This window comes from Nostoc sp. 2RC (assembly GCF_014222165.1).
In the GTDB taxonomy this organism is placed as follows: Bacteria; Cyanobacteriota; Cyanobacteriia; order Cyanobacteriales; family Nostocaceae; genus Nostoc; species Nostoc linckia.
On the sequence record NZ_JACKZU010000001.1, the window covers coordinates 93,640 to 119,905 of the forward strand.

The window sequence follows — 26,266 nt, forward strand, 5'->3', positions numbered from 1 at the left end:
AACGTTATAGGATTAGGTTAGTTATCGCTGTGCAATGCGATCGCTCAACACAATGGTGTTAGCTGCAAGGTACACCGTTAGGCGTACAGTCACCTGTTTTGAAAGACTTTCCGCAACCGCAGTTTTCAGTTGCATTGGGGTTGATGAACTTAAAGCCGCTTTCCATCACACCCTCAACAAAATCAACTATTACTCCTTCCAATAACGGCGCACTTTTGGCGTCAACGTAAACCAGTACTTTCCCTTGCTGGATTACCAAATCATCTGGTTGGGGTTTGCTAGTGATATCCATTGCATATTCGTAGCCACTGCAACCACCATCTTTGACAGAGAAACGGACACCTTTAGTTGCGCCATTAGCTTCCGGTGCGGAACCTCTAAGAAATGCCCACAGATGAAATTCTGCTTTTTCTGATAAAGTTACAGACATTAGATCTCCTAATTTTTTGTTCGTCCTCTGGGAATTTTGGATTTTAGATTTTAGATTTTGGATTTCTCTTTCAATCCAAAATCCGTCTTGAAAAGCTTTGATCGCCGGAAGCCGGCGCTCAAACTTTTCGCAAAATTAAAAATCTAAAATATTAGCCATTCTGTGCAATACTGCTGGCTTCCATTGAATTGGGTTGAGCGTATCTCCAGGGCGCACTATTACCGCATACTGGACAAGAGCGATCGCGGTAAGAACGGCGTTTAGCAAATTCCAACCGATTCAAGTCCATAGTCAGCAATTGCGACAATAAAGGCTGACTAAAACCAGTGATTAACTTAATCGCCTCCAGTGCGGTTAAACAAGCCAGCGTCCCAGAAACAGCACCGACAACCGAAAAGCCGCGCCGATCCCAATCAGGCTTTTCTGGAAACAAACAGGACAAACAAGGAGTCACACCAGGAATAATCGTTGTCAGGTAAGCTTCCATCCCATCCATTGCAGCTTCCACCATTGGCTTACGCCAACGCACGCAAGCTTCATTTAATAAATTGCGCTCCGTGAAATTATGGGCGCAATCAAGAGCCATATCAGCGGATTGCACCAGCGCGTCCACATTTTCCGGGGTGATATATTCATGAACTGCTTCCACCTGGACATCAGGATTAATTGCATCCAGAGTTTCCTTAGCTTTAAATACCCTTGGCTTACCTACCCAATCGTCCGTCATCAAAACCTGACGATTCATATCATCCAGCCGCAAGTCACCACCCCGGACTAAGATTAGCCGCCCAACGCCCGCTACTGCTAAGTAAAGCGCCGCCGTACCGCCCAATCCCCCCACACCCGTAACCAAAACTGTTGCTGACTTCAAACGCTTCTGGGCTGCTTCGCCAAAATTAGGCAGCATCATTTGGCGATGATAGCGTTCTAATTCGGTAGGCGTTAGGTTTACCAATTTATACCTCCTAATCAGAAGTGAGTTCTGTCAGTGTGACTACATTTTTCGGCTTGTCGTTAAACACTTTGAACAACTTTTGTTCGTGTGGTGTTGACTCGATAAATACCTGATAAGCTTTTTGCAAAGCCAAAGAATATTGATTTAGCCTTTCCTGAGGACTCAAATCGGGAGAATTATCATCAACTTCCCGAATATATTGAGAAAACTTTTTCAATATATGTAGACGATTTACATTCACAAATTGTTGGTCGTAGGGCAAATTAAAGAACTGCAAAAATTCTTCTGCATCTACAAGTTTCTTGAATTCTTCCAAAGTTCCAGTCATTTAGCGTTCTCCAATTCTTTCAGCTGTTGCTTAAGTTCATCTAACTGACGAAAGATTTCATAAGTTGCAGCTGCAACATCCATAAGTTGTTTGTAATCTGTGGGCAAACCTTCTGCTAAATCATGCAGATCCATCTTCATTTGACCTGCTTTACTATTTAGCCGTCTAATTTGTCCCTTCAATTCTTCAATTTGTGTTTCTTTGGCTTGCACCATCAACAACCCCACAATCAATTTTGGATTTCCGATTTTGGATTTTCGATTTTGGATTGGATAATATTGCTTTGCAAACACTCAATATTTCTCTCAGCTTTCCTCTCTGCGTGAGAAAAATCCACGTTAGCAACATGAATTTGATATTCAATCCAAAATCCAAAATCTAAAATCTAAAATTTTTACAACTTGCCTACTTCCGGAAACCGCTTCGCCAAATTAATACCTTTTTGGACGTAGCTTTCTCCTTCTTCGGCTAATTTCTCCAGCGAATCAAAGCCAAATCTTTGAGCATCGCGTAAGGTTTTTACAGCTAACAAAAGACGACCAGAAAATACCAACGCCCAGCCAAATCCCTCATGACTCAAATCAATTACCACTTGGGAAATCAAACCTGTTTCTTGTTCAATGCCGGCAGCTACAGCCCGAAAAAATGCCATAATCCGAGCTTGAGTTATTGGATCTACTTCACCTTCCACGGAAATTTCCCGTTTCTTTTGTTTGGTAACAATAAAGGGTTTGAGAATTAACTCATCCGACCAACTACGATAAACTCCATAGCTGTCTTGACCCCGAATTTGTTTGATTAATACCTTAATAAAAGGCGAGTTCAAGACTTCAGCAGCAGCAGTTCCGTTCACACTATTATTTATAGTCATACTGTGGCTTCATCTCCAACTTCATCTGTAAAGGTTGCAGGTTTTTGTTGTAAAGCTTTACGCAACCAAGGTGGAGGATTACCTTTGAGGGTTTGCACTAATTTATTTAGCACTTCACTAATTTCTTCTTCTTCCGATCGCGCCTTCACCGGGGTAACACCTTTTTTGATTAACCGAGCCGCAGCACTACCGCCAATTGCTGTGACATAAACAATAGTACAATCAGCTAACGCATCAAGTTTGGGTGTGATTTTATCTTCATTTCCATCTTCTTTGAGTTCACCTTCAAAGTTGAGGGTTTCTACAAAATGATATCCCTCATCGGAAATTTCATAAACATCAATTAATCTCGCCCATCCAAAATGAGCGTTAATATGAACTCGGTCGCTCGTAGTGAAGGCAATTTTCATCGTATTTCTCCTCTTTATGTCCAGAATTCAGGAGTCAGAAATCAGGAGTCAGAATTCAGAATTCAGAATTCAGAATGGGCTACGTCCCGCTGCGCTAATAAAAGTCAGTAGTCAGAATTCAGGAGTAAATTGTGGTGAAGAATAAATCTAAAAACTCACACTAAATATGCATATTTAGTGGTATAAATTTTAGAAAAACTACTCCTAAATCCGTGCGATCGCATTCTGCATTCTGTCTTCCCTCTTCTGAATTCTGAATTCTGAATTCTGAATTCTGAATTCTGATTTCAAAAATCCGCGCCCACAATTCCTAATTCTTGTAACTTCTTAACTCTTGTTTCTTCTGCTTCTAATAACAAGTTGCCCATGCCATGCAGAAGTTCCATTGTGCCTCGGTAACCAACTTTGGTAAATTGACCATTACCTAAGCGGTCGTAAATGGGCAATCCCAGGCGATAAAGAGGAACATTAAGGCGTTTGGCGATCGCATTCACGTTTGAGTTACCAACTAGCAAATCCGAACCTGCTGCTAAACTCTCAAAGTCTTCTAAATCGCCGATGGTAATGCTTTTAACTGGGAGTTTTTCCAGTAAAGGCGATCGCGTCGTCGTCACCGCAGCATGAATCTGCGCTCCCATTGATTGCAGAAAATGGACTGTTGACCACAACAAATCGGGTTCCAGTGCTAAAGAAATTCGCTTTGCACCAAAATAAAAGTGCGTGTCTAACATCGCATCTTGCAACTGGCGGCGTTGGCGGCGGTATTTTTCCGGTACGCTGTTACCACTGAGAATTGCCAATGCTTGGAGAAATTCGTCTACTGGTTCTAATCCAGTCACTTCCCCAAACACCTCGTAAGGAGTGCCAAACCTTTCTTCCAAAATCTTGGCAGCACCGCGCATACTCTCGCCTAAAGCCAAGGTGAAAGCAGAACAACCAACTTCTCGTAGCTGCTTTAAAGTAGTTCCGCTAACTGTAACTGCGCTGTAATTATCTTCCAAGTGTCCATCAAGGGAAGCGCCAATGTCTGGTACAAAGATAGGCACTAAGCCAAAAGCTGTTACCATCTCTTTGATTTCCTGGACATCCCCTGGCGTAAAAGCCGCACTCGGCAAAATCGTTACTTGTTCGGTTTTGATTCCACCTGGGCGGGGAATTTCCTTAACTATGCTTTCCACAGCCACGGCGAAACCATCTTGCAACGCGCCTTTAAAATCGGGAGTCGGCGCAAATATAATTGCTAAATCATGCAATTCTGGATGGCGTTCCCGGATTTCCTTGAGAAAACCTTCAATGTCATCTCCCCTAGTTTCCGTCAACCCGGTGGTACATAAACCGATAATTTCTGGTTTCGCCTTTTCCACCAAAGTCAGAATTGCCTGTTCCACATTTTCTTCGCCACCCAAAATCGTAGTGACTTCCGTCATCGCCGTGGTAGCCAAAGGAATCGCTTCCCTAAAATGCCGCACCAGCACAACTTTAGCGAAAGCAGTACAACCTTGAGAACCGTGGAATAAAGGCATCGTCCCCTTCAATCCCAGAAAAGCTAAAGACGCGCCTAAAGCTTGGCTTTGCTTGAGAGGATTAACCGTCAGTGATTTGTTAGAAACAGTAACGATCGCCATTTAAATTACCTCCTCTTCAGAAGCGGAGAAAAAACTCGCCGCGTCCCCGCGTCCCCGCGTCCCCGTGTCTTCTTCTTCCCACGGAGCCGGTTTGCGTACTTGCTCCCAAATCGGGCTATAAAGAGCTTCGTACAATTCCCGCGCCATCTCAATCATTCCTACATAACCTGCATAAGGATGGTGGCGTTCTTGGTTGATATCCAAGAAAGGAATCCGAGCTTTTAAGGCGGTGTATTGGTTACGACCTCCGGCAATCAACATATCTGCTTGAGTATCTCTCACCAGCTGTAACAATTCCTTGGCGTTGCCTTTTTCTAGCATGATGCCATCGTTACCTAGCAACTTCTTGATTTTGGCTTTATCTTCCTCAGTACTTTTGCGAGTACTGGTAGCAACAACTTCAATACCCAAGTCCTTTGCAGCGGAGATAATCGACCAACTCTTGACACCGCCAGTATATAATACGACACGCTTACCTTTGAGTCGAGCGCGATAGGGAGCCAGTGCCAAATCTAAAGCCGCAGTTTCTTCAGCAATTAGTTTTTCTGTGCGTGCTTGCAAATCCGGGTCGCCTAATTTAGCAGCAATATTTCGCAGACAACGATTCATGTCATCGATGCCATAGAAAGATTCTTCAATATAAGGAATGCCGTAACGCTCCTCCATCTTTCTCGCCATGTTCAGCAGCGCCCGCGAACAGATCATTACATTCAGCTTGGCGCGATGGGCATAGCGAATTTCATTGTACCGAGCGTCGCCGGTAATTTTCGACAAAATGCGGATGCCTAATTTTTCTAACAGCGGCGTGACTCCCCACATTTCCCCGGCGATGTTGTACTCGCCTATTAAGTTAATATCATAAGGCGTTGTGTATTCCGGTTCTGCTGTCCCGACAACATAATCTAATAAAGCTTCACCACCAAAACGGTTGCCCAGATTTTTACTGCCAATGAATCCCGGAGCAATTACCGGGATTACTGGAGTGCCAAGTTTTTCAGCTGCGGCTTTACAAACTGCATCCATATCATCGCCAATCAAAGCAGTCACGCAAGTAGCGTAGACAAAAATTGCTGCTGGTTGGTAGCGTTCCTTGAGTTCCAGAATTGCTTTGTAGAGCTTTTTCTCGCCACCAAAAATGACATCATTTTCACTCAAGTCAGTTGTAAAGCCCATCTTGTAGAGTTGCGGCCCAGAAGAGAGACTACCACGACTGCCCCAGGAATTACCAGCACAAGCGATCGGCCCGTGGACTAAATGAGCCGCATCCGCAATGGGTACTAAGGCAATCATCGCCCCATCAAAAGCACAGCCCCCTTGAGCAGCGCCAGGTTGTGCTTGTTGGGTGCAAGACTTGTTTTTCTTTTCTGATTGTTTATGCTGATTATGCTCGCATCCTGACTCACTGAGCAGCTCGTTAATTTTGCCTTGGGTGCTTTTCATCTCTCTTCTCTTGGTGGATGGCAGTTTTTCGACAGACAATTTTGGATTTTAGATTTTGGATTTTAGATTTTTAGCAAAAATTCAACAGCGAGGAATCAGAAATGAGAATTTGTAATGAGTCTAGTATGATTAATATCTTTATTCATTAAATATTCTCCTAACTCCTGACTCCTGAATTCTGACTCCTGAATTCTGTCAATCCAAAATCCAAAATCTAAAATCCAAAATCCATTGACTAACAAATATATTTCGTGACATCTTCCCCACACACATCGGCGAGATAAGATAAAGCACGAAAACGCAATCCTACAAATTCATCATATAAAGGATTGAGTTTACACAATGCCGGAATATCAAAAACCCGCCCAAATAATCTTATTCGGCGTTCAAAGGGACAACAGCAAGGAATTGTTTGGCAAATTAAATGAGCAAGACGATTATTTTTAACCTGAATTCCATCCACAACATTACGTAAAGGATTAAGAATATTGTTTAATATTCCACGTTTTTGATAATTAGGTGGATGGTAATTAGGATGGGGATGAGTATGAGTATGGGTGTGAGTGTGATTAATAGTTTCCATTGATTTCATGCCTCAGGTAAATGCTAAATTTGCGAGTGGGTATAGGGTATGGGGCATTGGGCATTGGGGATTGGGAATAATTAAGTTCCCAGTCCCCAATTTTTAATCCCCAGTCCCTATCCGCTAGTTCCTAATAACTTGCGTTTGCGTGTAATTTCTAACGAATCAAGTCGTAGGAAATATCGGTCTTAGAAGGAATGTTGGTGGTGCGGTCGATTTCCTCGAAGATTGTATTTACAATCCAGTTGAGCAAGTTGATTACACCTTGGTAACCGATGGTGCTGTAGCGGTGCAAGTGGTGACGATCCATAATAGGATAGCCAATTCTTACTAAGGGAATCTTGGTATCGCGCCACAGGTACTTACCGTAGGAGTTACCAATCAACAAGTCTACGGGTTCGGTGAACAACAGAGAACGCATGTGCCACAGGTCTTTACCACCCCAAACTTTTGCATTTTGACCGAAGGGGCTAGAAGCAAGCAATTCTTTGATTTCTTTTTCAAATTCTTCGTTGCTGTTGTGAACCAAAATATGCACTGGTTCAGCACCCATTTCCAGCATGAAGCCCACAACGCTGTACACTAAATCGGGTTCGCCGTAGATAGCGAACCGTTTGCCATGAACCCATGCGTGGGAGTCAGTCATTGCGTCAACTGCACGACCGCGTTCGATTTCCAATTCTTCAGGAATGGGCTTACCAGATAGTTCGCTGAGTTTCATCAAGAACTCATCAGTAGCTTTAATACCCCAAGGACGGGAAACAACGGTTGGTTGCTTCCATTCTTTTTCGATGTACTCGCGGGTCTTGACTGTGGAGTGTGATTGCAAGAAGACTGTAGCTTTACCATTAATTGAATCTGCTGCATCTTCCAGCTTTGTACCACCTGGATACATATCGAACTCACCAGTGTTGGGTGAATCCAGGTAATCGCTGTTGTCAGCTAGAATTGTGTAGTCAAAGCCAAACAGAGAAGCAATGCGTTTGATTTCGCGGTTGTTGCCAACGTAGGTGTCAAAACCTGGAACGAAGTTGATTTTGCCATTGCTGGTTTCTTTCTTTTGACCTGCGGTCAAGTTAGAAAGAATACCCTTCATCATGTTGTCGTAACCAGTGATGTGGGAACCAACGAAACTGGGGGTGTGAGCGTAAGGAACTGGGAAATCTTGAGGAACTGAACCAGCTTTCTTAGCGTTGTTGATGAAAGCTTGTAAGTCATCACCAATTACTTCTGCCATACAGGTGGTGCAGACAGCAATCATCTTGGGCTTGTAGAGTTGGTAGGAGTTCGCCAAGCCGTCAATCATGTTTTGCAGACCACCGAACACCGCAGCATCTTCAGTCATGGAAGAAGATACACCAGAGAATGGTTCTTTGTAGTGACGGGTTAAGTGGGTGCGGAAGTATGCAACGCAACCTTGGGAACCTTGAACAAAGGGCAGAGTGCCTTCAAATCCAACAGCAGCGAAGATTGCTCCTAAAGGTTGGCAACCTTTAGCAGGGTTGACGGTTAGAGCTTCACGAGCGAAATTCTTTTCGCGGTAATCCCAACTCTTAGTCCATTCTGCAACCCGCTTTACTTCTTCGGGGTCGTGACCGTTTTCAAATTCTTTCTTGTTTTGGAATAATTGTTGGTATTCCGGCTGGTGAAACAGCTCTACGTGGTCTTGAATTTTATCTGGATTCTGAGGCATTTCTGATCTCCAAGCTTGCTGAGTTAATTACTAATGGAGGAATCGGCAGTGAAGGGAGAGGGAGTGGAAATGTAACTCAAAACTCAAAATGCAAAAAGCAAAACACATCATTTTGAATTTTTAATTTTGAATTTTGAATTCCCGACTCCCTCCTGGGGTATTAACCCCAGATACTTATGTCTCTCTCGTTTTTTTAGGCGGTTGCTTTAGCTTTGGTTTTAGCTTCAGCTTTTTTGCTCCAGGGAGCGCCAATTAATCCCCAGGTTGGGCTGTTGAGTGCCAAATCCATATCGCGAGCGAAGATAGCAAAGCCATCATAACCGTGATAAGGGCCGGAGTAATCCTTTTAATGCTTTTATTTTTTTAGAGGGGTTAATGTTTGCAATGAGCAATGTCAGAATTAAACATTGTTCGTTGAGAACGCATTTATTTTTAGACTAAATATAGGCTAAAGGAGAATTCATAGTTCGTAATTTGTAATTAGGTGTTGCTGATTTAAAATATGAGTTTCCTCACGCACAGACGCAGCGAAAAGTCGGAGCGCCGGCTTCCGGCGTAGACCCGAAGGGGCTTGCCGCAGGCATCTGAACTTTTCAAGAGAGAGTCGCAGAGAGTAAGAGTTGAGAAGAGTCTTTAAATCTCATATTCAAATTCAGCAATGCCCGCAATCAAGAGTCTTAAATTACGAATTATTTCGCTTCAAGTCTGCAAAGCTGTAAAGAGAACACATGAAATCAAAAGTACTATTGGAATTAGAGACGGTAAATCTGCGTTTGAAGTCTGCAAAGACAAAGGTAACAATTAGAGAATCTAATGGAAGTCTGCAATTACGCGCTACGTTACCGATTAAACCTGGGGACAAGGATAAAAATGGCACTGGTAGAAAGCAATACAATCTCAGCTTGAATATTCCTGCTAATTTGGATGGGTTAAAAACGGCTGAGGAAGAAGCTTATGAGTTAGGAAAGTTAATTGCTCGTAAAACTTTTGAATGGAATGATAAATATTTAGGCAATGAGGCAATTAAAAAAGATTGTAAAACAATTGGTGAATTGCTGGAAAAATTTGAAGATGAATATTTTAAAACTCACAAACGCACAACCAAAAGCGAACATACTTTTTTTTATTATATTTCCCGAACTAAGCGATTTACTAATCCTGCTGATTTGGCGACTTCTGAGAATTTGATAAATGCGATTGAAAGAATCGATAAGGAATGGTCTAAGTATAATGCAGCAAGAGCGATCGCTGTATTTTGTCAGACGTTCAAAATCGAAATCGATTTATCAAAATATTCCAAAATGCCAGAGCAAAATTCCCGTAGTATCCCAACTGATGCAGAAATATCTGAGGGAATTGGCAAGTTTGAACAATACTTAAATACCAGAGGCAATCAAGTTAACCAAAATGTCCAAGATAGCTGGCAACTTTGGCGCTGGGCTTATGGAATGTTAGCAGTTTTTGGTTTACGACCGCGCGAGCTTTTTATTAATCCTGATATCGATTGGTGGCTAAGTCAAGAAAATTTAGATTTAACCTGGAAGGTTCATAAAGATTGTAAGACTGGTGAAAGGGAAGCTTTACCGTTATATAAACAATGGATTGAAGAATTTGATTTAAGAAGTCCTAAATATTTAGAAATGTTGGCAACGGCAATTAGTAAAAAAGATAATACTAATTATGCAGAAATCACGGCTTTAACACAGCGAGTTAGTTGGTGGTTTCGTAAGATAGGCTTAGATTTTAAGCCTTATGATTTACGTCACGCTTGGGCAATTCGAGCGCATATTTTGGGAATTCCAATTAAGGCTGCGGCAGATAATTTAGGGCATAGCGTACAAGTTCACACGCAAACTTATCAGCGTTGGTTTTCACTAGATATGCGAAAGTTGGCTATGAATCAGGCGTTGAGTAAGAGGAATGAAGTTGAGTTGATTAGGGAAGAGAATGCTAAATTGAGAATGGAAAATGAAAAGTTGAAGTTAGAGATTGAGAAGTTAAGAATGGAGTTAGCTTATAAGTATAGTTAAATTTCTTAACAAATTTATATGGTGCGTTATGCTATGCAAGACGCACCTTAACTACTGAAGTTTGTCACACCAGTAGAACGCCTTATTACAAATAGGCATTGCAAAATTTTTAATCGGGGGTTGGATGAATAGACTTCAAATCTTTGGCAAGTCTCTCTAGCTTATCAGTAGCGTCTTTAGCAATTTGGGCACAAAAGGTAGTAGAAATTAATCCTGATGCACCAGTGACAGCTCCTTCTGAAGTTCTGCCACTAAATAGCAATGCTGCTCCTACAACACTGATGCTAATTGAAAAGGCAACTGCTGCTGTCGAAAGGTCAAAAGTTAACCTAGCCTGCCGCAGTTGTTCTTGAAGATACGCTATCTGAATTTCACGGAGAGGATCGGGTTGATCATTACCAAACAATTTTAACTTTACCATTTTATTAGGTTTCGATTGTGATAGTGCTATGTTAGCTTATGTTAGTTTATGTTAGATTATTTTTTCAAATTTCTAACTTTTTTCTAACAATGTGATGTAAAATTACGATGTAGTAGTTCTGCTAGGTTCATGAGTGCTAGACATACAGTTGCGGATGCTAGTGTCTATAATCAGCCGGGGTACTACCGTACTTTGTGGTTAAAACTATGCTTACTAAGCAATTTCTATTGGCAATAGCGCGTGAATATAATCTTTCTCCTGCTGAAACAGAAGCATTTGTACTCGTTTTCGGTAATGAAAAGGGTATGGAGGCTGTGGCTGATGAGCTAGAAATTTCACCTACAGCTTTGAGAGTTAGACTTAGTGCGGTTTACAAGAAGTTTAATATTAATGAGAGTGGTTCCAGAAAACTAACTAAGTTACAGCAGTTTCTAGAAGGAAAGTACATCGAATTTGATAAAAGAGGTATTGATAGTGTTAAGCCAGAATATTTTTGGCTAGGTGAACCTCTATCTGAGAATAGAACAGACCAACTAATTCTTCAGCAAGAAAGCCTTGACTGGGCACTTGAACATGCTGTAAGAATTGGTGATACTGATTTACTACCAATTCCATTTGAATATCAAGCAATTAAATATAATTGGCCTGCAATACGTCAGTATTTGTTAGACCAAAATCTGTTTGAATGGGAAGTTCGTCCCTACATAACACTGCTGGCACCTAAAAAAGGTTATAGGTATGCTTTTCGTGATATTAGCCAAATAGATCCCTTAGATTTTATTATTTTTGCTGCAATAATTAAAGAAATTGGTAGAGATATAGAATCGATACGAATACCTATTCAAAATAAAATCGTATTTTCAAATAGATTTTTACCTAAAAAAAACGGACAGATATTTGATATACAAATTGGATATCTACAGTTTGAAGAAGAAATTCAAAATATTATAGAACAGCAACCTGATTTTACCCATATTTTATTAGTAGACATCACTAGTTTCTATCAGCGTATTCATTTGCCTTCATTACAAAAAGTACTAAGTTATATTTCTAAATTTTCTATGCACATAAAAGTACTAATGAATATGCTTAAAGGTTGGAGCATCACCGAAGATTATGGAATTCCTGTTGGTACTGCTCCAGCAAGACTTTTAGCAGAAGCAGCCATATCTAAAGTAGATGAAGCGTTACTTGCTAATGGTGTTAAGTTCGTAAGATATGTTGATGATTTCCGCATATTTGCCTCAAGTCGTACTGAAGCTTATCGTTATTTAGCTTTTATGACAGAAATACTCAAAGCTAACCATTTTGAAGTGCAATCCGAGAAAACTGATATATTGTCTATCAAAAGTTATCAAGAAGTATTCTCAAGGAAAAAAGAATCTCAGAAAAACAATGCTAAAATATTAGACAATATATATAAAGATGTAGACACAAATTCAAATACAAAAAATAAAGAAAAAAATATTGTTTTAGTAAATGAAATAGTTCAATTATTAAGAAAACAACTTAATAGCGAGCGCGAGAAATCCGACTTAGGTATTGTTAAAACAGGGCTAAGATCATTAAGAAAATTCAAAGATGATTCAATTGTTAATGAAATACTAGATGATGACAAACTAGTTCTGATTCTCCCTGCTTTTGGTGATATAATCAAATATTTGCAAAACCTTGAATTAGTGTTGAACTTGGCAAGAAGAGAAGAGATTGGCTCCCTTATACTTGAATTAGTTGAAGACTCAATCATTAGTGAACTAGAGTATTATCGAATATGGGCACTTGACTTATTTGCAATCTCCGATAGGTGGGGCAATCACAAAAAGCTAATTAGTCTTCTTGGTGCTGATCTTGAAATTAGTCGGCGACAATTAATTCTAGCTTTAGGTATAGCTAAACAGCGAGATTGGTTACTTCATATTAAGCTGAGAAAGTTGTCTAATGAATCTCCTTGGACGCGACGTGCTTTGCTTGCAGCAGCTAGATGTTTGCCAGATGATATTCGAGAACATTGGTTTAAATCTGTTGAGTTACAACTAGGCGATGTTCTTGATAAAGCTGTGACAAAGTGGGCAATGGAGAATCCATTACCTAATAAAATAACGTCTGATGACTCCAATCCTTATTAGGCGTTTTAACAAATAGCAATGCACAGTTAGCATATTAAGCTAATGGGTAAGTCTGCGGTTAGATAAAATGATAAATGCTTGAAAGAACAAGTTGAGCGATCGCCTCAATAGATGCTGGAGTAAAAAAGAAAGGATATTCATAGGCGCGCGCTCGGCAATAATTAAACATGATTTAGCGCGATCGCGTAGTGGAAAAAATAAATTTAGTATAATCGCATCTCTGATGTAAGGTGTGTGTCACAAAGGACAACGCACCTTCATTGTATCAGCAGGCGATCGCATCCCTCCCATAGTTATCCCAAAGTGCAACGCCCCATAATCATAGTTCGGTATCATAAGGTTATTGGGTTCTGGTTCTGTCCGTGTCTGCAAAAGACATTTTTCATGAAGCCGTTAAACGGGGACTGCAAAAAGAAGGGTGGATTATTACGCACGATCCGCTAGTGGTTAAGTTTGGCAAAGATAAAATGTCAATCGATTTAGGTGCGGAACAAATCTTAGCAGCTGAGCGAGGAACAGAGAAAATTGCTGTTGAAATCAAAAGTTTTTTAGGGGATTCAGAACTTTTTGACTACCATGCGGCTTTGGGGCAGTTTCTCAATTATAGATTAGCTCTGCGACTCAGGGAACCTGAAAGAGTTTTGTTTCTAGCTATTCCACTCTCAACTTATAGATCGCTATTTAGCCGGGACTTTGCCCAAAGTTCAGTACAAGAGTATCAAGTTAAATTAATAGTTTACGATCCAAATGATGAGGTGATTGTCCAATGGCAAAACTAGACCAATATCGTGAATATATTCAAAATTTATTAACTAAATATAGCAGCTTCCAACCTTCAGAGGAAGATGTTGAAATTCAACTAATATTCGATACAGCGCGAGACCATTACCAGATTTTAGAGATTGGCTGGAATGGATACGATCGCATTTATAATTGTGTGATACATCTCGATATTAAAGATGAAAAAATATGGATTCAGCGTAATATGACTGATATCCAAATTGCCCAAGAGTTGACTGAAATGGGAGTACCCAGAGAGGATATTGTTTTAGGACTACAACCATCACACTTCCGTCAATATACGCAATATGGCGTAGCTTGAGAAAATAAACGCGATCGCATCTCTCCTCTAGCTAGAATAAGATATTACGTTAAACTCAATTCATTCCTTACCTATGCATAATTAGCTATATGCTTTTAAATGATTTGCTACAAACTGTTAGTAAATTATCCCATCAAGATAAATTGCGCCTGATTCATTTTCTATTGCTAGAGGTAGCAAAGGAAGAAGGATGCAATCTAGAATTAGCCGATAATCAAGAGCAGGAAAATGCATTGTTAAAACAACTGGAATCTACTGAAGCAGTTGTATGGTCTCCTTATGAATCTTATGAAGCAGCTCAGAAATTATCTGAGCTTCTGACAGCAGCACAACAGGAAGGTCATGCTTGAAGGTAAAAGATTTCCTTTCATTGAGCGCAGCAATGTTCTTGGTGTTTCCAGTACGATGCCTTATTTACCATTGACTTTGACTTATAAAAATCAGTCTATCGAAGTTATGGGTGGATACAGGTGCAAGTATTAATTTATTGCCTTACGAAATTGGTTTGCAACTAGGAGCAGTTTGGGAAGAACAAAAAGTTCCAATTCAGTTAAGCGGGAATTTAGCTCGTCAGGAAGCACGAGGATTAGTACTATCAGCTACAGTTGCAGAATTTTCTCCTGTCTTGCTTGCATTTGCTTGGACAAAATCCACAGAAGCGCCTCTGATATTGGGACACATGAATTTCTTTACAGAGTTTGATGTGTGTTTTTATCGTGCGGATTTGGCTTTTGAGGTAAGTTGAAGAAGACAGAAAATTCAACAATAATATCGCATCCCTAATTTAGGGTGTGCTGTGCAACAGCTTGTTCGTAAATCAAGTTTTGGACTTCTAAATCAAGTTTTGGACTTCTAAATCAAGTTTTGGATTTCTAAATCAAGTTTTGGACTTCTAAATCAAGTTTTGGATTTCTAAATCAAGTTTTGGACTTCTAAATCAAGTTTTGGACTTGTAAATCAAGTTTTGGACTTGTAAATCAAGTTTTGGACTTCTAAATCAAGTTTTCAATTCGTAAATCCCTTAATATTCAAAAATTTCAGCAAATATAACCGTATTTATGCTGTATTGTGAATGTTCTATAAATTATGTAGCTTTACTCAGGCTGGTGCATCTGCTAATTGCGTAATTTAGTGGTATATAAAGAACTCAGTGCCAAGGAACATTAGCGTTCTTTATAAATTAATCCAAAAAGGAAAACTTTATGCCGCAACGCAGACGAAACTCAGTTGCACTGACGAAAGCTGAACGACGGATTGAAGGAATGCAGGCGATTAAGCCTGACCTAGATTTTGGTAATGGGTTATCAATAACTAGTTACAATACTATGATTCAGGATTTGCGAGAAAAGCTAGCCGCCCATAATCAAGCACGAACGATGATAGATAAAACGCAGAATGCATTAGAAGAAGCTGAACGTGTGTTGAATGATTATTCTGAACACATGCTGCTGAGTGTTGCGTCTCGCTATGGCAAAAATAGTGATGAATATGGTATGGCTGGTGGAACGCGTAAGTCAGAACGAAAGAAACCACGCTTGGTGGCAAATCAAACGGTGAAGTCTGCGGAGTGATTTATATAAAAAGTCTGTTTGCAATTATCGTCAACTGCAAACAGACTTGACTTTTTCACACTTGTAATTAAGCTTGTTCCCAAAGCTGACGTATATAATCAGGTAGCCAACTAGCAATTTCTTCTATTCTTTCTTGGGAAAGTTCGTCTTTGGTGGCAGAAAATACCGCTTTTACTGCCTGTTCTCGGTCAACTGTTTCTGGTTTGCCCCCTTCATTAGCAACTCGGAACAAAAAGCGATCGGAATCGATTTTGAAAATTCCAGGGCCTTGCCAGGGTGGACGAACTCGGCTTAAAAATCCCACAATTGGATTGGTATCTTTCCAAAGATCGGCAATATCAAACTGGAGTGCTTTTTCATCGGTAGATACGGCTTCTTTATGCAGTTCTCCCTCGACGCGATCGCTTGCTTCTGTTGTCATCAAGTCACGCATGACGCGAAACACAACTTCGGTAAAGTCTCTGGCGTCATATATGTCTGCAAACCCACCTTTCACCATGACTTTTTCTAAAAATGAACGATGTTCGTCGGCGATCGCAGTTCGAGTATCTTCAATCTCCGTTGGGTCAACTTCTGGTATGTTTGCTCTAAATGTTTGATCTGGCATAGTTTTTTTGTGCTTGTTAATATTGAGTCTTTATGCTTACCTTTGTAAGGTCGCACAAATCAAAAACCCTTAGTATCATCCAGAAGTTCGAGATGCTGTCTATTCAAAAGTTATAAATTCAGTGTTGACTGTTGACTGTTGACTGTTGACTGAGAAAGAAATATTTTCAGGCCTTGGTTGTGTGATTTATCATACGACCGTCTAGCTTGTGGTTGCTGTGTAAACGGAAAAAATTAGCTTGTTGCAGATTATTAAACTTTTAAATTATACACTCACTCATACTGTCAATTGTCAACCGTCATCAGTCAACAATCAACACCAAAACATTTCTAACTTAAATGCAATGCCAGTTTATCATTCGTGTCAAAAAACAGCCAAAATAGAAAAGTTGGTATCAAATAACCGGAAAAAAGATGGTAGAAATCACAAACATCGAAATTAACACCGCAAAAGTCAAAATACCTAACAATAACTTAGAAATCGATGCTTACTTAGCTCAACCAGCACATGAAGGAACCTTTGCCGCCGTTATCGTTTTTCCAGAAATTTTTGGCATCAACAATAACATTCGAGACATCACTGAATTAATTGCTAAACAAGGTTATGTAGTAATAGCTCCCGCGATGTATCAAAGGATTGCTCCTGGTTTTGCAGCCGATCTTAGTGCCGAAGATGTTGGATTTAGTCCAGAAGCCTATCGGCTGGGATTGGAATACTATCAACAAGTAAAGTATCAAGATATCTTAAGTGATATTCAAGCGGCGATCGCCTACTTAAAAACTTTACCCAATGTTAAACATGATGCCATTGGTGTCGTTGGTTTTTGTTTTGGTGGTCATGTTGCTTACATCGCTGCAACTTTCCCGGATATCAAAGCTACAGCTTCATTTTACGGTGCTGGAATTACCACTTCTAGTTATGGTGAAGAAACTCCAACTATTAATCGCACTTCACAAATTCAAGGTACTATTTATGCCTTTTTCGGTACAAGAGATACATTTATTTCTCAGGAGGAAACCGAGCAAATTGAAGCAGAATTAAAAAAACATCAAATCAATCATCGTGTATTTAGATACGATGCCGGACATGGATTTTTTGCCGGATTTTTCAAAGACAAGTACCCATTTATGGAACAACATCCAAGTTACAATCCTGAAGCTGCTCCTGATGCTTGGCAACATGTTTTAGAATTGTTTAAAAACAATTTGTAAAACTAAATGATGTAGATTGTGGTGTCTTGTTCTCAAATGCAACGCACCACAATTTCATAAATTAAAAATTTTGATGACTTTGATGTATATTTTTTGTTTTTTATTAAGAATAATACTGTCTTGATTCTGAAAAGTGTTCATTTGTCAAGAAAACTTTATTTATTTTTACTTTATTAAATTACCTCTAGCTATATTTTACATCTACTAAAGCAGCTTTTTTGGATGTAGTAACCCAAGACTCTTTTTATTTATTTCATTAGAGAATATTTTAAACCTGATTTATCTATGCTTGTTGGCAAATAAGTTCCAGAGCGGCATCTTATTTTTCTATGTCCAGAGATATAAAAAAATTCTAAAATTTAATTTCCACTTATGTAATATTTTTTAATACATTTGTAGTTGTTAAAAAAATAATTGCTGATACAATCAGGAAATCTACGGAAAAGTATTAAAAAACCGCCCAAAAAAAGCATTTATACAAAAAAATTCCGTTTATTCTAAATTTTTAGACATGAAGTGAGGGAAATTAATGCCCAAAAAGCTTGCCGTTGTTATCAGTGGAGCAGTATCACTTGGCAGTTATGAAGCTGGCGTTATGTATGAAATTTTGGAAGCGATCGCCAGACATAACGAAGATATAAAAAATCATGAAGAACGCATTGAAATTGATGTAATTACAGGTGCTTCGGCGGGTGGGATGACGGCTTGTATTTTAGTCCAACATCTTCTTTGTGGCGATCAGCCTGCACCCTTTCGTCCAGACCAGTCTTTACGAAAACCATATAATAATCCACTCTACAATGCATGGGTTGATGAAGTTGATATTCGGGAATTAATTAAAGTTGAAAAAGAAGATCAAAAATACTCACTTTTACAAACAGCAGTTGTTGAAAAAATTGGGAATAAATATCTGCAAGATCGTGTTCAAATCAACCAAAAGCATCCGGCTGCTGCGTCTGAGATTTATGTTGGTATAGCTATGTCCAACTTGTCTGGCTATACTTTCCCTCTTACAACTGATTACGCTCGTGAAGGCCGAAAAGAAGGAACACTAAAGTTTGCATATACCCGTTATAAGGATCAATTTGTGTGTCTAGCTCGTCGCGATGGATTTGGGAATGTGACGCTTGATGAAATAGATCGAGAGACAATAAGAGATCCAAGAACAGGACGCGAGTCAATAGAATGGAAAAAACTTAGAGATACTAACTGGAGTGAGTTACGCGAAGCCGGTCTATCATCTGGTGCATTTCCCTTCGCTTTTAAACTTCGGAAAATTCGACGTTTTGGTGGATTTGGTAAGCGTCGCGATCGTAATGAGGAGTATCTGTACACAGATGGTGGAGTTTTTGAAAATGAGCCTATTGGTATGGCTAAGCTCCTCGTGGATCGCATCGATCAAAATCAAGATTTATCTGATAAAAGATATTACCTTTATATTGCACCAGGTCAACGCCAATTACCCGAAAATCCTTTTATCAAAAAAGATAACGATCTCTTGGTAACAGGAATTGCATTGCTGAGTTCAATTTTTCACCAGTCTCGCTTCCAAGATTGGATTATGGAAGAAATGGATGCTCCAGTATTTTCCATTACAGCTAATGATTTTGAGTTAATTGGCGATGTCTTCTCAGCCTTTGCTGGATTTCTTGAAAAGAAATTCCGGGCTTATGATTACAACATTGGTCGGGAACGCACTCAATTTGAACTGTCCAATCTTCAAGCGAAGAGTCAACTCCAAGATTTACTCAACCTTGAACTTAATAAAATGCCACCTCTTGAGTGGATAGTTAATTGTAAGGTTAACGATAAAAATTTAAATACTTGGGATGAAGCAAAAAAAGAGTTAAGCCAATTAGCAAAACCTCGTTCACCAAAAGGAGAACAACTACAAGATAATGACGCCATCAAACGAGATCAAATTGCAGAATTACGAAGGTTAATGGCAGAGGTTGACATAGAAACACGTCAAGAAATTGTAAATCAGTTAAGCTTCCGTTTAGAATCTTTGGTCGATCTAATCAATGACAGACTAGAACCGCTTGATATGAAAAATAATGGTTCTCGTTTATCTAAATTATGGAGTTTTATTAAGCTGAATGTCCGGATATTTATTGGAAAACCCTTAACAAAGTGGCTTTTAAAACGCATATTTAGATTGTGGATTCGACAAAATTTTCTGAATTTAAAAAATGGATAATTTAATCTATCTTACTATTTTTCAATCAAAAAATACATTTGATGCGATAATTTTTGGGCAACTTTGAAAACAATAGATGAAAAATAAAATTCACTTTCCAATAATAATTGCTGTAGCAATAGCCACAACTTGTTTGAGTGCTTGTCGTTCCACTGACGAATATAAAAAACTAGCACAAGCAGGAACTAATTATTCCAAAGCTCTCAACCAACTATTAGATCTAGCTGTTGTAACTCGAATTGACGAAAGCTCTGAAGAACTTTTATTACAAGATAGAGAAAGTAATCAAACATCTGATGATTACAATGAATTTTCAGATTCAGATAGTAATAGAATTGACTTAATTAATCGGCTCAAAAAACACAACAGCTTGCTGAGTAAGTATTTTAAATTACTACAGGACTTAGCTGGGTCTGATGCTCCTGAGCGAACACAAACTGCTATTGGAGGGGTAGTAGATAATTTAAATACAATAGGTCAGACCTTACGAGAAAGCAACTTAATAGAAAATAAAGAGGTTTTTCAAGGTATAGGAAAACTAATCGTCAGTTCTAAGATTCGGGGCGCTCTTAAAGAAGAACTGCAAAAACGCAATCAGACTATTATGCTTGAATTAAAGACACAGCAAGAGTTACTCAATGTTCTGAGTACTCAAATTAAAGGTGATTTAAAGGGAATTCAAGATAGACAAGAACTAAGACTTGTGATTAACCCATTGCTCCAACCCACACCCATCGCTGATGAAGATACATGGATAGCTACTCGCAGAGAACTATTAACTCAAGAACTCACTGCCGCAGAACTTGAAAATGCAAGTCAAGCACTGGGAGATTTTCAAAACATATTTCAAGATTTTGTAGAGGGTCGGTCTAGTAGTGGACGAATTAACGCATTACTAACAGACATTGAAGATCTTTTGTCTGTAATTGAAACATTAAAAACCAAGGAGTAAATATGACAAGTATAATTATTAGTCGTCTAACTAATGTAGATAACATCAGAAACAATCGGCTGAGAGAATTAGAAGAAACACAAGTAGATTTAGATTCTGTTAGAACATTCTTAAAATTTAAAAAAGAATTTGAAATTGATAAAAATGAAGTTAAATGGAAAAGATATCTTGAAGCGAGAAAAGATTATATACTTTGCAAACGAAAGCTACAAGATGCATCAATAGGCAGTATTGCAGAACGACTTGAAAAACTTAATGGAGACTTAGAATCAGGCATTGCTAACTTAAAAAAAGAGCTAGCAAAATTAGAAAACACCATCACAGTTTTGCAAACTATAGAGCGGGTAATCGGTATTGTCTCAAGAATCGTTCTTTTAGCTAGATAAGAATATTCAAGGTATATATCAGCTAATCAGTTTGGGTTTAGCAATGTTAAACCCCTACGACAGATATGGTTTTGAAACTCATCCACATTTGGAATTTCCTGTTAATGTGTAAGTACTATCAACTTACCTTTAAGCATTAATAATTGTAATTTGTGAGGATCGAAAAAATGTCTACTTTTATTCCGGAACGCCTAAAACCAATTGATATTCTTAGAGAAGAACTACTTGAAGAACTCAGAGATGTTGAATTCAAGCTTGGTTCTCTTGAAGAAGTTATATTGATTTGCACATCAGAAACCAACTTGTGTTTAGCAAAATCTTTTGTGCAAGCTAGAGGAGATTTAATTGTCGCTATAGCTAAGATAGAGAATGCTATCTTGGAAAAAATTGGTGGTCAAATCGAAAGGCTTCAATCAGATTTAAAAGCAAGTATTAATTCCTTGAATAAAGAATTAGAAAAACCTGAAAACGAAACTAGACTTCTAGATGCACTTCATCATGTGACTGGTATTGCAGCACGAATTCTTTTACAGGTATAGAATTGTCAACTCCCTTCGGGAGAGGGAACAGGGAACGGGCAACAGGCAACAGCAAAGTCTGTTAAGAGTTCCCTGTTCCCCGTTAAGAAAAATATGAACTCAGCGCCTAACACACCATCTTGTATGGCGGTGTGTTAGGCGTTCAGCCGTAACGCATCTAGTTAAGATTTACGTTATAAATAGTTTCTAAACTTTGGAATTTTTCAATAGTAATTGACAACCACATGAAAATGGGTTGGGACTGTCTATGCGATTATCTACCAGCACTTCAATGTTCAGCTTACTGTTGTAAATTAATTCGTCATAATCCATCAATGCATTCCACTTGATTTTATCAGTGGGAAAACCTAGTTGTGAGGCTGCATCAGATATTAATTCTTGCCATTTTCCAATCTCTGGATCTCGTGATTTACAATAATCAAGAATGGCAATTAAAGCACCAGGTTTGGTAACTCGTAAAATTTCTTCCAAAGCACGAACGGGATCGTCAACAACACACAGGGTAAATCCCGATGCTGCTGCATCAAAGTTATTATCAGGAAAATCTAAATTGCAGATATCCGACACCTTGAAGGTGATGTCTGCGGATACAGTTTTTTTACGTGCTTCATCGATCATCTTATGAGAAAGATCCACACCGACAACATGTACTCCTTGGGGATAAGCACTAAGATTAAGACCAGTTCCCACCGCAGCATCGAGTACGGTGTGTCCTGGCTGAAGCTGTAAGGAAGCAATTAGCGGTTCGCGTTCAATGTGCCAGTAACGCTTCATGATTGCGTCATAATCCACCGCACCGCGATCGTAGGTTTCAATGACTTGATTTATCTGCATAAGTTTATTAACAAATAAGATTATTAGTTGTAACTATCTGTTCAACTGTATAACCTGTTAACGATTAAACTTCGTATATTATATTACCAGCAAAATAACTTCACAATTGATAAGGGACTTTCAAGTAAAAAAATATTCTATGGAAGATCGTTGATTGTTGACTGTTGACGGTTCACAGTTAACAGTCAATGGGCTGAAACTCAGACCTAGTAATAATTCGAGCATCCTTTAGATTGCGTTTACAAATTAGCTCTAAGCATTGGTAGATTCAAAAAAATATGATTTCTCAAATAAGCAAAAAAATAATATGATATCCGCTTGATTACTTATTAAACTCGAAAAACCCCAAAAAGCCAAAGCTACGCTTTGTCTCCCCTGCCCTTAGCAAGGGGAGGGGATTAAGGGATGGGGTGCAATGGCTGTGGGAATCATAACTATCGCAACCCAGTATCTATATTATGGATGAAGAAAACGATCGCCAAATCTCAGAACGTCACTTAAGTCGGTGTCGCCATCGCGATCGCTATCTAAAAAAGTATGCAAAATAGAATTTGAATTTACAGATCCACCGCTAGTAGAACCCATACTGAGCATACTTTGTACAGCTGAAATTATTGTGGGCAAAATAGCGTCAATTACATTCGGGCTGATTCTCGTTGTTTGGGAAACTGTTTGAACAATTTGCTGCTGCAATTGAGGTGAGAGTAAAGATTGCATTCCCACTCCACTGGTGCTAGTACTAGCAGCTTGACTAATCAAATTTTGTAACTGATTTCCATCCGGTAATGACTGCTGCTGCCTAAGTACTGGACGAAGCATATTACCCACAACTGACATAATATTTTGCATTTGAGATGGTTGAATGCCTCGACTAGTTGCCACTTGTTGAATTGAGTTGATAATTGACTCTAACTGAGTAACATTTCCGCGTTGATTGGGATTATTAATGGCACTGAGAACCTCAAAAAAAAGTCCCATGATTAATTCCTCTCTTATTTAAAATTCATGACTTGATATAATCGGCGGATGACTGCTGATTAAATGCTCAACAGCTTATTGGATGGTATGTGAACGTCAAAGGAGCGAATAATACTTAGCCAGCGGCCATCATCTGTGTAATAACCTATTTCTGCAAGATAATCGCGATCGCTTGCTGGAATGGCCACGTGTTTGTCTTGTTCGCGTTCATTGCATGGATATTCTTGAGTACTATGGGGCGACTGATGCTCAATGTCTAAATTTGTGACATCGTGAATTCGCAGGACAAATCTGCGTCCGCCTTGTATGCGGGCAGCTGCTTTGTACTCATCTGCAATTTCCCAGTAGGCATAAGCATCCCTCGTGTTGCGAGGTACTAGGATAATCCGGCAATCTCTTTTGAGCGTCGAGCCATCCCTTAAAGGTGTTTGTAAGCCATCACCTTGTTTTCTGCCTAAAAATGAGTGAGCAGTGGCTCCCAAGCCTCCTACCATAGGTGTAGTTTCTGCGATGGTTTCGTTAACTCTATTTCTGACATCAACAATTGGGTTAGATGTGCGATCGCTCCGTTCCAAGTGTGACAAGTTAGTTGCCCCATCAGAGGATGTGACTGCACTACCTTCTCTAACAGTGGATGAAACTTTTATCGGTGCTGACTCAGCCACTTTTAGCCAATGTCCATTGGCAGTAATGTATCCTAATTCTGCCATATAGTCGCGATCGCTTTGGGCAATGGGAATGTGTAAATCTTGTGTTGATTCGTCACACTCAAACTGCCGAAAATTCTGGGCACTCCGCCGTTCCAAATCTATGCCTGTACTGTCATAAAGACGAAGCGCCAACTGTCTTCCCCCCTGGCGTTGCAGTTCTGCCTTGCGTGCTTCGGAAATTTCCCAATAAGCATAGACATCTTGGGAGTTACGAGGTACTAAAATTACACGACCTTCATCTTTTGTAGTTATGGAGTTATTGTCCCCTAAAGAAGCAGCCGCAACACCACTTGCCACTGTAGGGATAACGCCAACGGGTTGGCAAGCAGGAACTCGCACTTTAGCCGAACGAGCAATGTTTAACCAGTGATTATTGTTGCTCAAACAACCAAGCTCAACAACATAATCCCGGTTATCTAGCTCGATGGGCAGGTGAATATCTCGCGCTTGTCCATTTACATCAAATTCCTTCATGCTATGTGGTGTTTGCCGGTCTATGTCGTCAATATTAGTGACATCATAAAGACGCAACTTCAAACCACGTCCACCTTGCCGTTGCAAATCTTCTTTTACTTGATTGGAAACTTCCCAGTAAACATAGCCATCTCTGCAACTTCGAGGTGTGAAGACGATACGATTCTCTGAGGTTTGGGCACTTCCTAAAACAGGTGTGGCAACTCCAGTGGGGGTTAAACTAGCGTTACGCCGACTTAACCACCATAATAATCCACCTAGTAAAGGAATCAGCAATAACCACCACCATGAAGATTCACGTTGGGGTTGTGTTACAGTTCCAGTGGTGGGAGGAATTGCTCCTGTAGGCGTGGATGCTGTTTGGTTGGCATTGTTCACCCTGGCTTGTTCAATGATTCCCCTATTAGCCGGTGCAGTAGCAAAGCCTAAAAATGCCGTGGCGGCGGGACTTGGATTAAATTTATCGTAGGCATAAGCCAAAGGTTGAGAAAAGGGATAACGGGCATCGGTGGGCAAAACATTATGTAGTGCCACAATTTTTACATTGGGATTATTGATTACCCCGTCGGCGATCGCATATCCAATACCATCTGTCCCTAATTCTTTGACCACCGCTTCTGTACTGTCTGCGGAAACTTGAATGGCATTTTTACCTGTTTTAAAAGGAGCTTTTTGAAAAACAGGATAATTTTGGAATGCTTGCCGCAAGTCGCTATTTTCTGGGCGATCGATCAAGCGAATTCTGTGGGCAGAACCCCCTACTTGTGACCAGTCATTAACATCACCCCGAAAGATTTGAGCAAATTGTTCAGAAGTCAAATTGTTGATATATGGATTATCCTTGCCGACAATTACCGCAATTTTATTCCGAGTAATGGGAATACTTGCAAGCCCTTGGGCTTTCTCCGAGTCAGTTAACGAACGACCAATGGCCGCTAAATCAATCTGTCCATTTGGCAATGCTTTCAAAGACGCATCTGTTCCATCATATGCAGTGGTGACATTTGTATTAGGATACTTGCTTTGAAACTCCTGCGCTAATGCTTGATTAATCTTTTCCATGCTGGTTGTACCATTAATCCGCACTTGTGTTCCACTAGGAATGGATTGCGGAACCGGAAAAGAAGTATTAACATTAGCATTCGATGATTGAGCCAACACTGGATTAGCAATCAAAGAGATTGCCAAGGGAGCAGACACGGCAGTAAAAGTAAAAAAACTTGCTACTGATGCCTGTGATTTATGGCGATCAAAAATTTTCCCAGCCTGCTTGTTCATAGCAAAAGACCCCCGCACATCACAAACGGAGGCAGATAGAGTACTGACTATTGTCAAATCATTAGATTAAACTACCTAATTCTGGCTATCATCCTTGGTAGTTTATTCTTTCTTTGGAGGGAAATTATTACTAATACTTTTGACTAAATTACTCACAAAACTCACTCTTGGAGTAGAGATAATTTATTTTGATTGTATATAAAGTATGATGCTTGCAAGTATAAAATAATGGGCGCTAAAAAAGCATAATCAATTGTGGTGGTTGTTGAGTGTTGATTGTTGACTGTTGACGGGAAAGTTAAATGGAAAACGTCTGAGCAAGGAATTAATTTATGACATTTTCTACAAAAATACGGGAATTTTCCAACTCAATTCAAGAATTTTTCGGAAAAATCATCAACTACATATTAACTGCTGTTAGCAGAATTTTTGCACCCAAGGATGATGATTATCCAGCTAGCGGGGTTCAACCTTTTGAAGGAGATATTGCTGATGAAAAAAGAAAATTTTAA

26 protein-coding genes and 2 pseudogenes are annotated in these 26,266 nt (G+C 39.5%); 13 read left to right on the top strand and 15 right to left on the bottom strand.

Translation table 11 applies throughout. The annotated features are described in order from the left end of the window. Positions 1–58: 58 nt before the first annotated feature. The 10 genes from GNE10_RS00460 to nifK all read right to left on the bottom strand — a co-directional run bounded on the left by GNE10_RS00460 (position 59) and on the right by nifK (position 8,335). Entirely contained in the window at positions 59–430 is a 372-nt protein-coding gene (locus GNE10_RS00460) for an iron-sulfur cluster assembly accessory protein (protein ID WP_099066360.1), read from the bottom strand. A gap of 151 nt (positions 431–581) precedes the next feature. Next, the gene (locus tag GNE10_RS00465) at positions 582–1,385 is read right to left on the bottom strand and encodes a HesA/MoeB/ThiF family protein (RefSeq protein WP_185563159.1); all 804 of its coding nucleotides are present in this window, start codon (positions 1,383–1,385) and stop codon (positions 582–584) included. Positions 1,386–1,395: 10 nt separating this feature from the next. After that, positions 1,396–1,713, bottom strand: coding sequence for a nitrogenase-stabilizing/protective protein NifW (gene nifW / locus GNE10_RS00470; protein ID WP_185563160.1), 318 nt, complete (start codon positions 1,711–1,713; stop codon positions 1,396–1,398). Then, positions 1,710–1,928, bottom strand: a complete 219-nt coding sequence (locus GNE10_RS00475; protein ID WP_099066473.1) for a CCE_0567 family metalloprotein — start codon at positions 1,926–1,928, stop codon at positions 1,710–1,712. The genes nifW and GNE10_RS00475 overlap by 4 nt, the downstream gene beginning before the upstream one ends. A 179-nt stretch (positions 1,929–2,107) precedes the next feature. Next, a complete protein-coding gene (locus GNE10_RS00480; RefSeq protein ID WP_185563161.1) occupies positions 2,108–2,584 on the bottom strand; it encodes a NifX-associated nitrogen fixation protein in 477 nt (158 codons plus the stop codon). After that, positions 2,581–2,994 (bottom strand): nitrogen fixation protein NifX, encoded by a 414-nt coding sequence (gene nifX / locus GNE10_RS00485; protein WP_099066356.1) that lies wholly within the window; start codon positions 2,992–2,994, stop codon positions 2,581–2,583. Before nifX ends, GNE10_RS00480 begins: the two co-directional genes overlap by 4 nt. Before the next feature lie 287 nt (positions 2,995–3,281). Next, positions 3,282–4,619: a nitrogenase iron-molybdenum cofactor biosynthesis protein NifN gene (nifN, locus tag GNE10_RS00490; protein WP_185563162.1), complete on the bottom strand. Its 1,338-nt coding sequence runs from the start codon at positions 4,617–4,619 to the stop codon at positions 3,282–3,284. Then, positions 4,620–6,059, bottom strand: a complete 1,440-nt coding sequence (nifE, locus tag GNE10_RS00495; RefSeq protein ID WP_185563163.1) for a nitrogenase iron-molybdenum cofactor biosynthesis protein NifE — start codon at positions 6,057–6,059, stop codon at positions 4,620–4,622. Between the two features lie 235 nt (positions 6,060–6,294). Continuing rightward, a complete protein-coding gene (locus GNE10_RS00500) occupies positions 6,295–6,642 on the bottom strand; it encodes a Mo-dependent nitrogenase C-terminal domain-containing protein (protein ID WP_099068248.1) in 348 nt (115 codons plus the stop codon). Positions 6,643–6,799: 157 nt separating this feature from the next. Beyond that, entirely contained in the window at positions 6,800–8,335 is a 1,536-nt protein-coding gene (gene nifK / locus GNE10_RS00505) for a nitrogenase molybdenum-iron protein subunit beta (RefSeq protein WP_185563164.1), read from the bottom strand. A gap of 719 nt (positions 8,336–9,054) precedes the next feature. On the opposite strand from nifK, the pseudogene GNE10_RS00515 reads away from it, so the two are divergent. Next, positions 9,055–10,365, top strand: a pseudogene (locus GNE10_RS00515) (site-specific integrase); the annotation flags it as partial. A 109-nt stretch (positions 10,366–10,474) separates the two neighbouring features. On the opposite strand, the gene GNE10_RS00520 reads toward GNE10_RS00515, so the two are convergent. Continuing rightward, positions 10,475–10,786 carry a TRADD-N-associated membrane domain-containing protein gene (locus tag GNE10_RS00520; RefSeq protein ID WP_185563166.1) on the bottom strand — a complete coding sequence of 104 codons (312 nt, stop codon included), beginning with the start codon at positions 10,784–10,786 and terminating at the stop codon, positions 10,475–10,477. Positions 10,787–10,992: 206 nt separating this feature from the next. Between GNE10_RS00520 and GNE10_RS00525 the strand changes: the two genes are divergently transcribed. The 6 genes and pseudogenes from GNE10_RS00525 (at position 10,993) to GNE10_RS00550 (ending at position 15,585) form a co-directional block, all read left to right on the top strand. Then, positions 10,993–12,912, top strand: coding sequence for an RNA-directed DNA polymerase (locus tag GNE10_RS00525; protein WP_185563167.1), 1,920 nt, complete (start codon positions 10,993–10,995; stop codon positions 12,910–12,912). A 362-nt stretch (positions 12,913–13,274) separates the two neighbouring features. Next, positions 13,275–13,691: a XisH family protein gene (locus GNE10_RS00530; protein WP_185563168.1), complete on the top strand. Its 417-nt coding sequence runs from the start codon at positions 13,275–13,277 to the stop codon at positions 13,689–13,691. Next, on the top strand, positions 13,679–14,014 hold the full coding sequence (locus tag GNE10_RS00535; protein ID WP_185563169.1) for a XisI protein: 336 nt from the start codon (positions 13,679–13,681) through the stop codon (positions 14,012–14,014). The genes GNE10_RS00530 and GNE10_RS00535 overlap by 13 nt, the downstream gene beginning before the upstream one ends. A gap of 89 nt (positions 14,015–14,103) precedes the next feature. After that, positions 14,104–14,364 carry a hypothetical protein gene (locus GNE10_RS00540; protein WP_185563170.1) on the top strand — a complete coding sequence of 87 codons (261 nt, stop codon included), beginning with the start codon at positions 14,104–14,106 and terminating at the stop codon, positions 14,362–14,364. Continuing rightward, positions 14,357–14,759: pseudogene (locus GNE10_RS00545) on the top strand (retroviral-like aspartic protease). Before GNE10_RS00540 ends, GNE10_RS00545 begins: the two are co-directional and overlap by 8 nt. A 457-nt stretch (positions 14,760–15,216) precedes the next feature. Beyond that, a complete protein-coding gene (locus GNE10_RS00550; RefSeq protein ID WP_185563171.1) occupies positions 15,217–15,585 on the top strand; it encodes a hypothetical protein in 369 nt (122 codons plus the stop codon). 67 nt (positions 15,586–15,652) lie between these two features. Here the strand turns inward: GNE10_RS00550 and GNE10_RS00555 are convergent, their stop codons facing one another. Next, positions 15,653–16,192 (bottom strand): DUF2267 domain-containing protein, encoded by a 540-nt coding sequence (locus GNE10_RS00555; RefSeq protein ID WP_185563172.1) that lies wholly within the window; start codon positions 16,190–16,192, stop codon positions 15,653–15,655. Positions 16,193–16,605: 413 nt separating this feature from the next. Here GNE10_RS00555 and GNE10_RS00560 point away from each other — a divergent pair, with 413 nt between their 5' ends. The 5 genes from GNE10_RS00560 to GNE10_RS00580 all read left to right on the top strand — a co-directional run bounded on the left by GNE10_RS00560 (position 16,606) and on the right by GNE10_RS00580 (position 21,480). Further along, complete coding sequence (locus GNE10_RS00560) at positions 16,606–17,403, top strand: dienelactone hydrolase family protein (protein ID WP_185563173.1); 798 nt, start codon at positions 16,606–16,608, stop codon at positions 17,401–17,403. Positions 17,404–17,932: 529 nt separating this feature from the next. Continuing rightward, positions 17,933–19,603: a patatin-like phospholipase family protein gene (locus GNE10_RS00565; RefSeq protein ID WP_185563174.1), complete on the top strand. Its 1,671-nt coding sequence runs from the start codon at positions 17,933–17,935 to the stop codon at positions 19,601–19,603. Between the two features lie 76 nt (positions 19,604–19,679). Continuing rightward, positions 19,680–20,555 carry a hypothetical protein gene (locus tag GNE10_RS00570; RefSeq protein ID WP_185563175.1) on the top strand — a complete coding sequence of 292 codons (876 nt, stop codon included), beginning with the start codon at positions 19,680–19,682 and terminating at the stop codon, positions 20,553–20,555. 2 nt (positions 20,556–20,557) lie between these two features. Next, the gene (locus GNE10_RS00575; RefSeq protein WP_185563176.1) at positions 20,558–20,941 is read left to right on the top strand and encodes a hypothetical protein; all 384 of its coding nucleotides are present in this window, start codon (positions 20,558–20,560) and stop codon (positions 20,939–20,941) included. 167 nt (positions 20,942–21,108) lie between these two features. Further along, positions 21,109–21,480: a hypothetical protein gene (locus tag GNE10_RS00580; protein ID WP_185563177.1), complete on the top strand. Its 372-nt coding sequence runs from the start codon at positions 21,109–21,111 to the stop codon at positions 21,478–21,480. A gap of 186 nt (positions 21,481–21,666) precedes the next feature. Here the strand turns inward: GNE10_RS00580 and GNE10_RS00585 are convergent, their stop codons facing one another. The 3 genes from GNE10_RS00585 to GNE10_RS00595 all read right to left on the bottom strand — a co-directional run bounded on the left by GNE10_RS00585 (position 21,667) and on the right by GNE10_RS00595 (position 25,754). Then, positions 21,667–22,314 (bottom strand): class I SAM-dependent methyltransferase, encoded by a 648-nt coding sequence (locus GNE10_RS00585; RefSeq protein WP_185563178.1) that lies wholly within the window; start codon positions 22,312–22,314, stop codon positions 21,667–21,669. A 456-nt stretch (positions 22,315–22,770) separates the two neighbouring features. Then, positions 22,771–23,292: a DUF937 domain-containing protein gene (locus GNE10_RS00590; RefSeq protein ID WP_185563179.1), complete on the bottom strand. Its 522-nt coding sequence runs from the start codon at positions 23,290–23,292 to the stop codon at positions 22,771–22,773. A 59-nt stretch (positions 23,293–23,351) separates the two neighbouring features. Beyond that, entirely contained in the window at positions 23,352–25,754 is a 2,403-nt protein-coding gene (locus tag GNE10_RS00595) for a DUF4912 domain-containing protein (RefSeq protein WP_185563180.1), read from the bottom strand. A gap of 332 nt (positions 25,755–26,086) precedes the next feature. Here GNE10_RS00595 and GNE10_RS00600 point away from each other — a divergent pair, with 332 nt between their 5' ends. Further along, positions 26,087–26,266 (top strand): hypothetical protein, encoded by a 180-nt coding sequence (locus GNE10_RS00600; RefSeq protein WP_185563181.1) that lies wholly within the window; start codon positions 26,087–26,089, stop codon positions 26,264–26,266.

Coding starts and splice junctions, on each gene's coding strand:
- nifK (WP_185563164.1), bottom strand. CDS start 8,335: ATGCCTCAGAATCCAGATAAAATTCAAGACCACGTAGAGCTGTTTCAC.
- GNE10_RS00600 (WP_185563181.1), top strand. CDS start 26,087: ATGACATTTTCTACAAAAATACGGGAATTTTCCAACTCAATTCAAGAA.
- GNE10_RS00480 (WP_185563161.1), bottom strand. CDS start 2,584: ATGACTATAAATAATAGTGTGAACGGAACTGCTGCTGCTGAAGTCTTG.
- GNE10_RS00460 (WP_099066360.1), bottom strand. CDS start 430: ATGTCTGTAACTTTATCAGAAAAAGCAGAATTTCATCTGTGGGCATTT.
- GNE10_RS00540 (WP_185563170.1), top strand. CDS start 14,104: ATGCTTTTAAATGATTTGCTACAAACTGTTAGTAAATTATCCCATCAA.
- GNE10_RS00550 (WP_185563171.1), top strand. CDS start 15,217: ATGCCGCAACGCAGACGAAACTCAGTTGCACTGACGAAAGCTGAACGA.
- GNE10_RS00580 (WP_185563177.1), top strand. CDS start 21,109: ATGTCTACTTTTATTCCGGAACGCCTAAAACCAATTGATATTCTTAGA.
- GNE10_RS00555 (WP_185563172.1), bottom strand. CDS start 16,192: ATGCCAGATCAAACATTTAGAGCAAACATACCAGAAGTTGACCCAACG.
- GNE10_RS00570 (WP_185563175.1), top strand. CDS start 19,680: ATGAAAAATAAAATTCACTTTCCAATAATAATTGCTGTAGCAATAGCC.
- nifN (WP_185563162.1), bottom strand. CDS start 4,619: ATGGCGATCGTTACTGTTTCTAACAAATCACTGACGGTTAATCCTCTC.
- GNE10_RS00590 (WP_185563179.1), bottom strand. CDS start 23,292: ATGGGACTTTTTTTTGAGGTTCTCAGTGCCATTAATAATCCCAATCAA.
- GNE10_RS00595 (WP_185563180.1), bottom strand. CDS start 25,754: ATGAACAAGCAGGCTGGGAAAATTTTTGATCGCCATAAATCACAGGCA.
- GNE10_RS00585 (WP_185563178.1), bottom strand. CDS start 22,314: ATGCAGATAAATCAAGTCATTGAAACCTACGATCGCGGTGCGGTGGAT.
- GNE10_RS00565 (WP_185563174.1), top strand. CDS start 17,933: ATGCCCAAAAAGCTTGCCGTTGTTATCAGTGGAGCAGTATCACTTGGC.
- GNE10_RS00475 (WP_099066473.1), bottom strand. CDS start 1,928: ATGGTGCAAGCCAAAGAAACACAAATTGAAGAATTGAAGGGACAAATT.
- GNE10_RS00560 (WP_185563173.1), top strand. CDS start 16,606: ATGGTAGAAATCACAAACATCGAAATTAACACCGCAAAAGTCAAAATA.
- GNE10_RS00535 (WP_185563169.1), top strand. CDS start 13,679: ATGGCAAAACTAGACCAATATCGTGAATATATTCAAAATTTATTAACT.
- GNE10_RS00525 (WP_185563167.1), top strand. CDS start 10,993: ATGCTTACTAAGCAATTTCTATTGGCAATAGCGCGTGAATATAATCTT.
- GNE10_RS00575 (WP_185563176.1), top strand. CDS start 20,558: ATGACAAGTATAATTATTAGTCGTCTAACTAATGTAGATAACATCAGA.
- GNE10_RS00500 (WP_099068248.1), bottom strand. CDS start 6,642: ATGGAAACTATTAATCACACTCACACCCATACTCATACTCATCCCCAT.
- nifW (WP_185563160.1), bottom strand. CDS start 1,713: ATGACTGGAACTTTGGAAGAATTCAAGAAACTTGTAGATGCAGAAGAA.
- GNE10_RS00520 (WP_185563166.1), bottom strand. CDS start 10,786: ATGGTAAAGTTAAAATTGTTTGGTAATGATCAACCCGATCCTCTCCGT.
- nifX (WP_099066356.1), bottom strand. CDS start 2,994: ATGAAAATTGCCTTCACTACGAGCGACCGAGTTCATATTAACGCTCAT.
- nifE (WP_185563163.1), bottom strand. CDS start 6,059: ATGAAAAGCACCCAAGGCAAAATTAACGAGCTGCTCAGTGAGTCAGGA.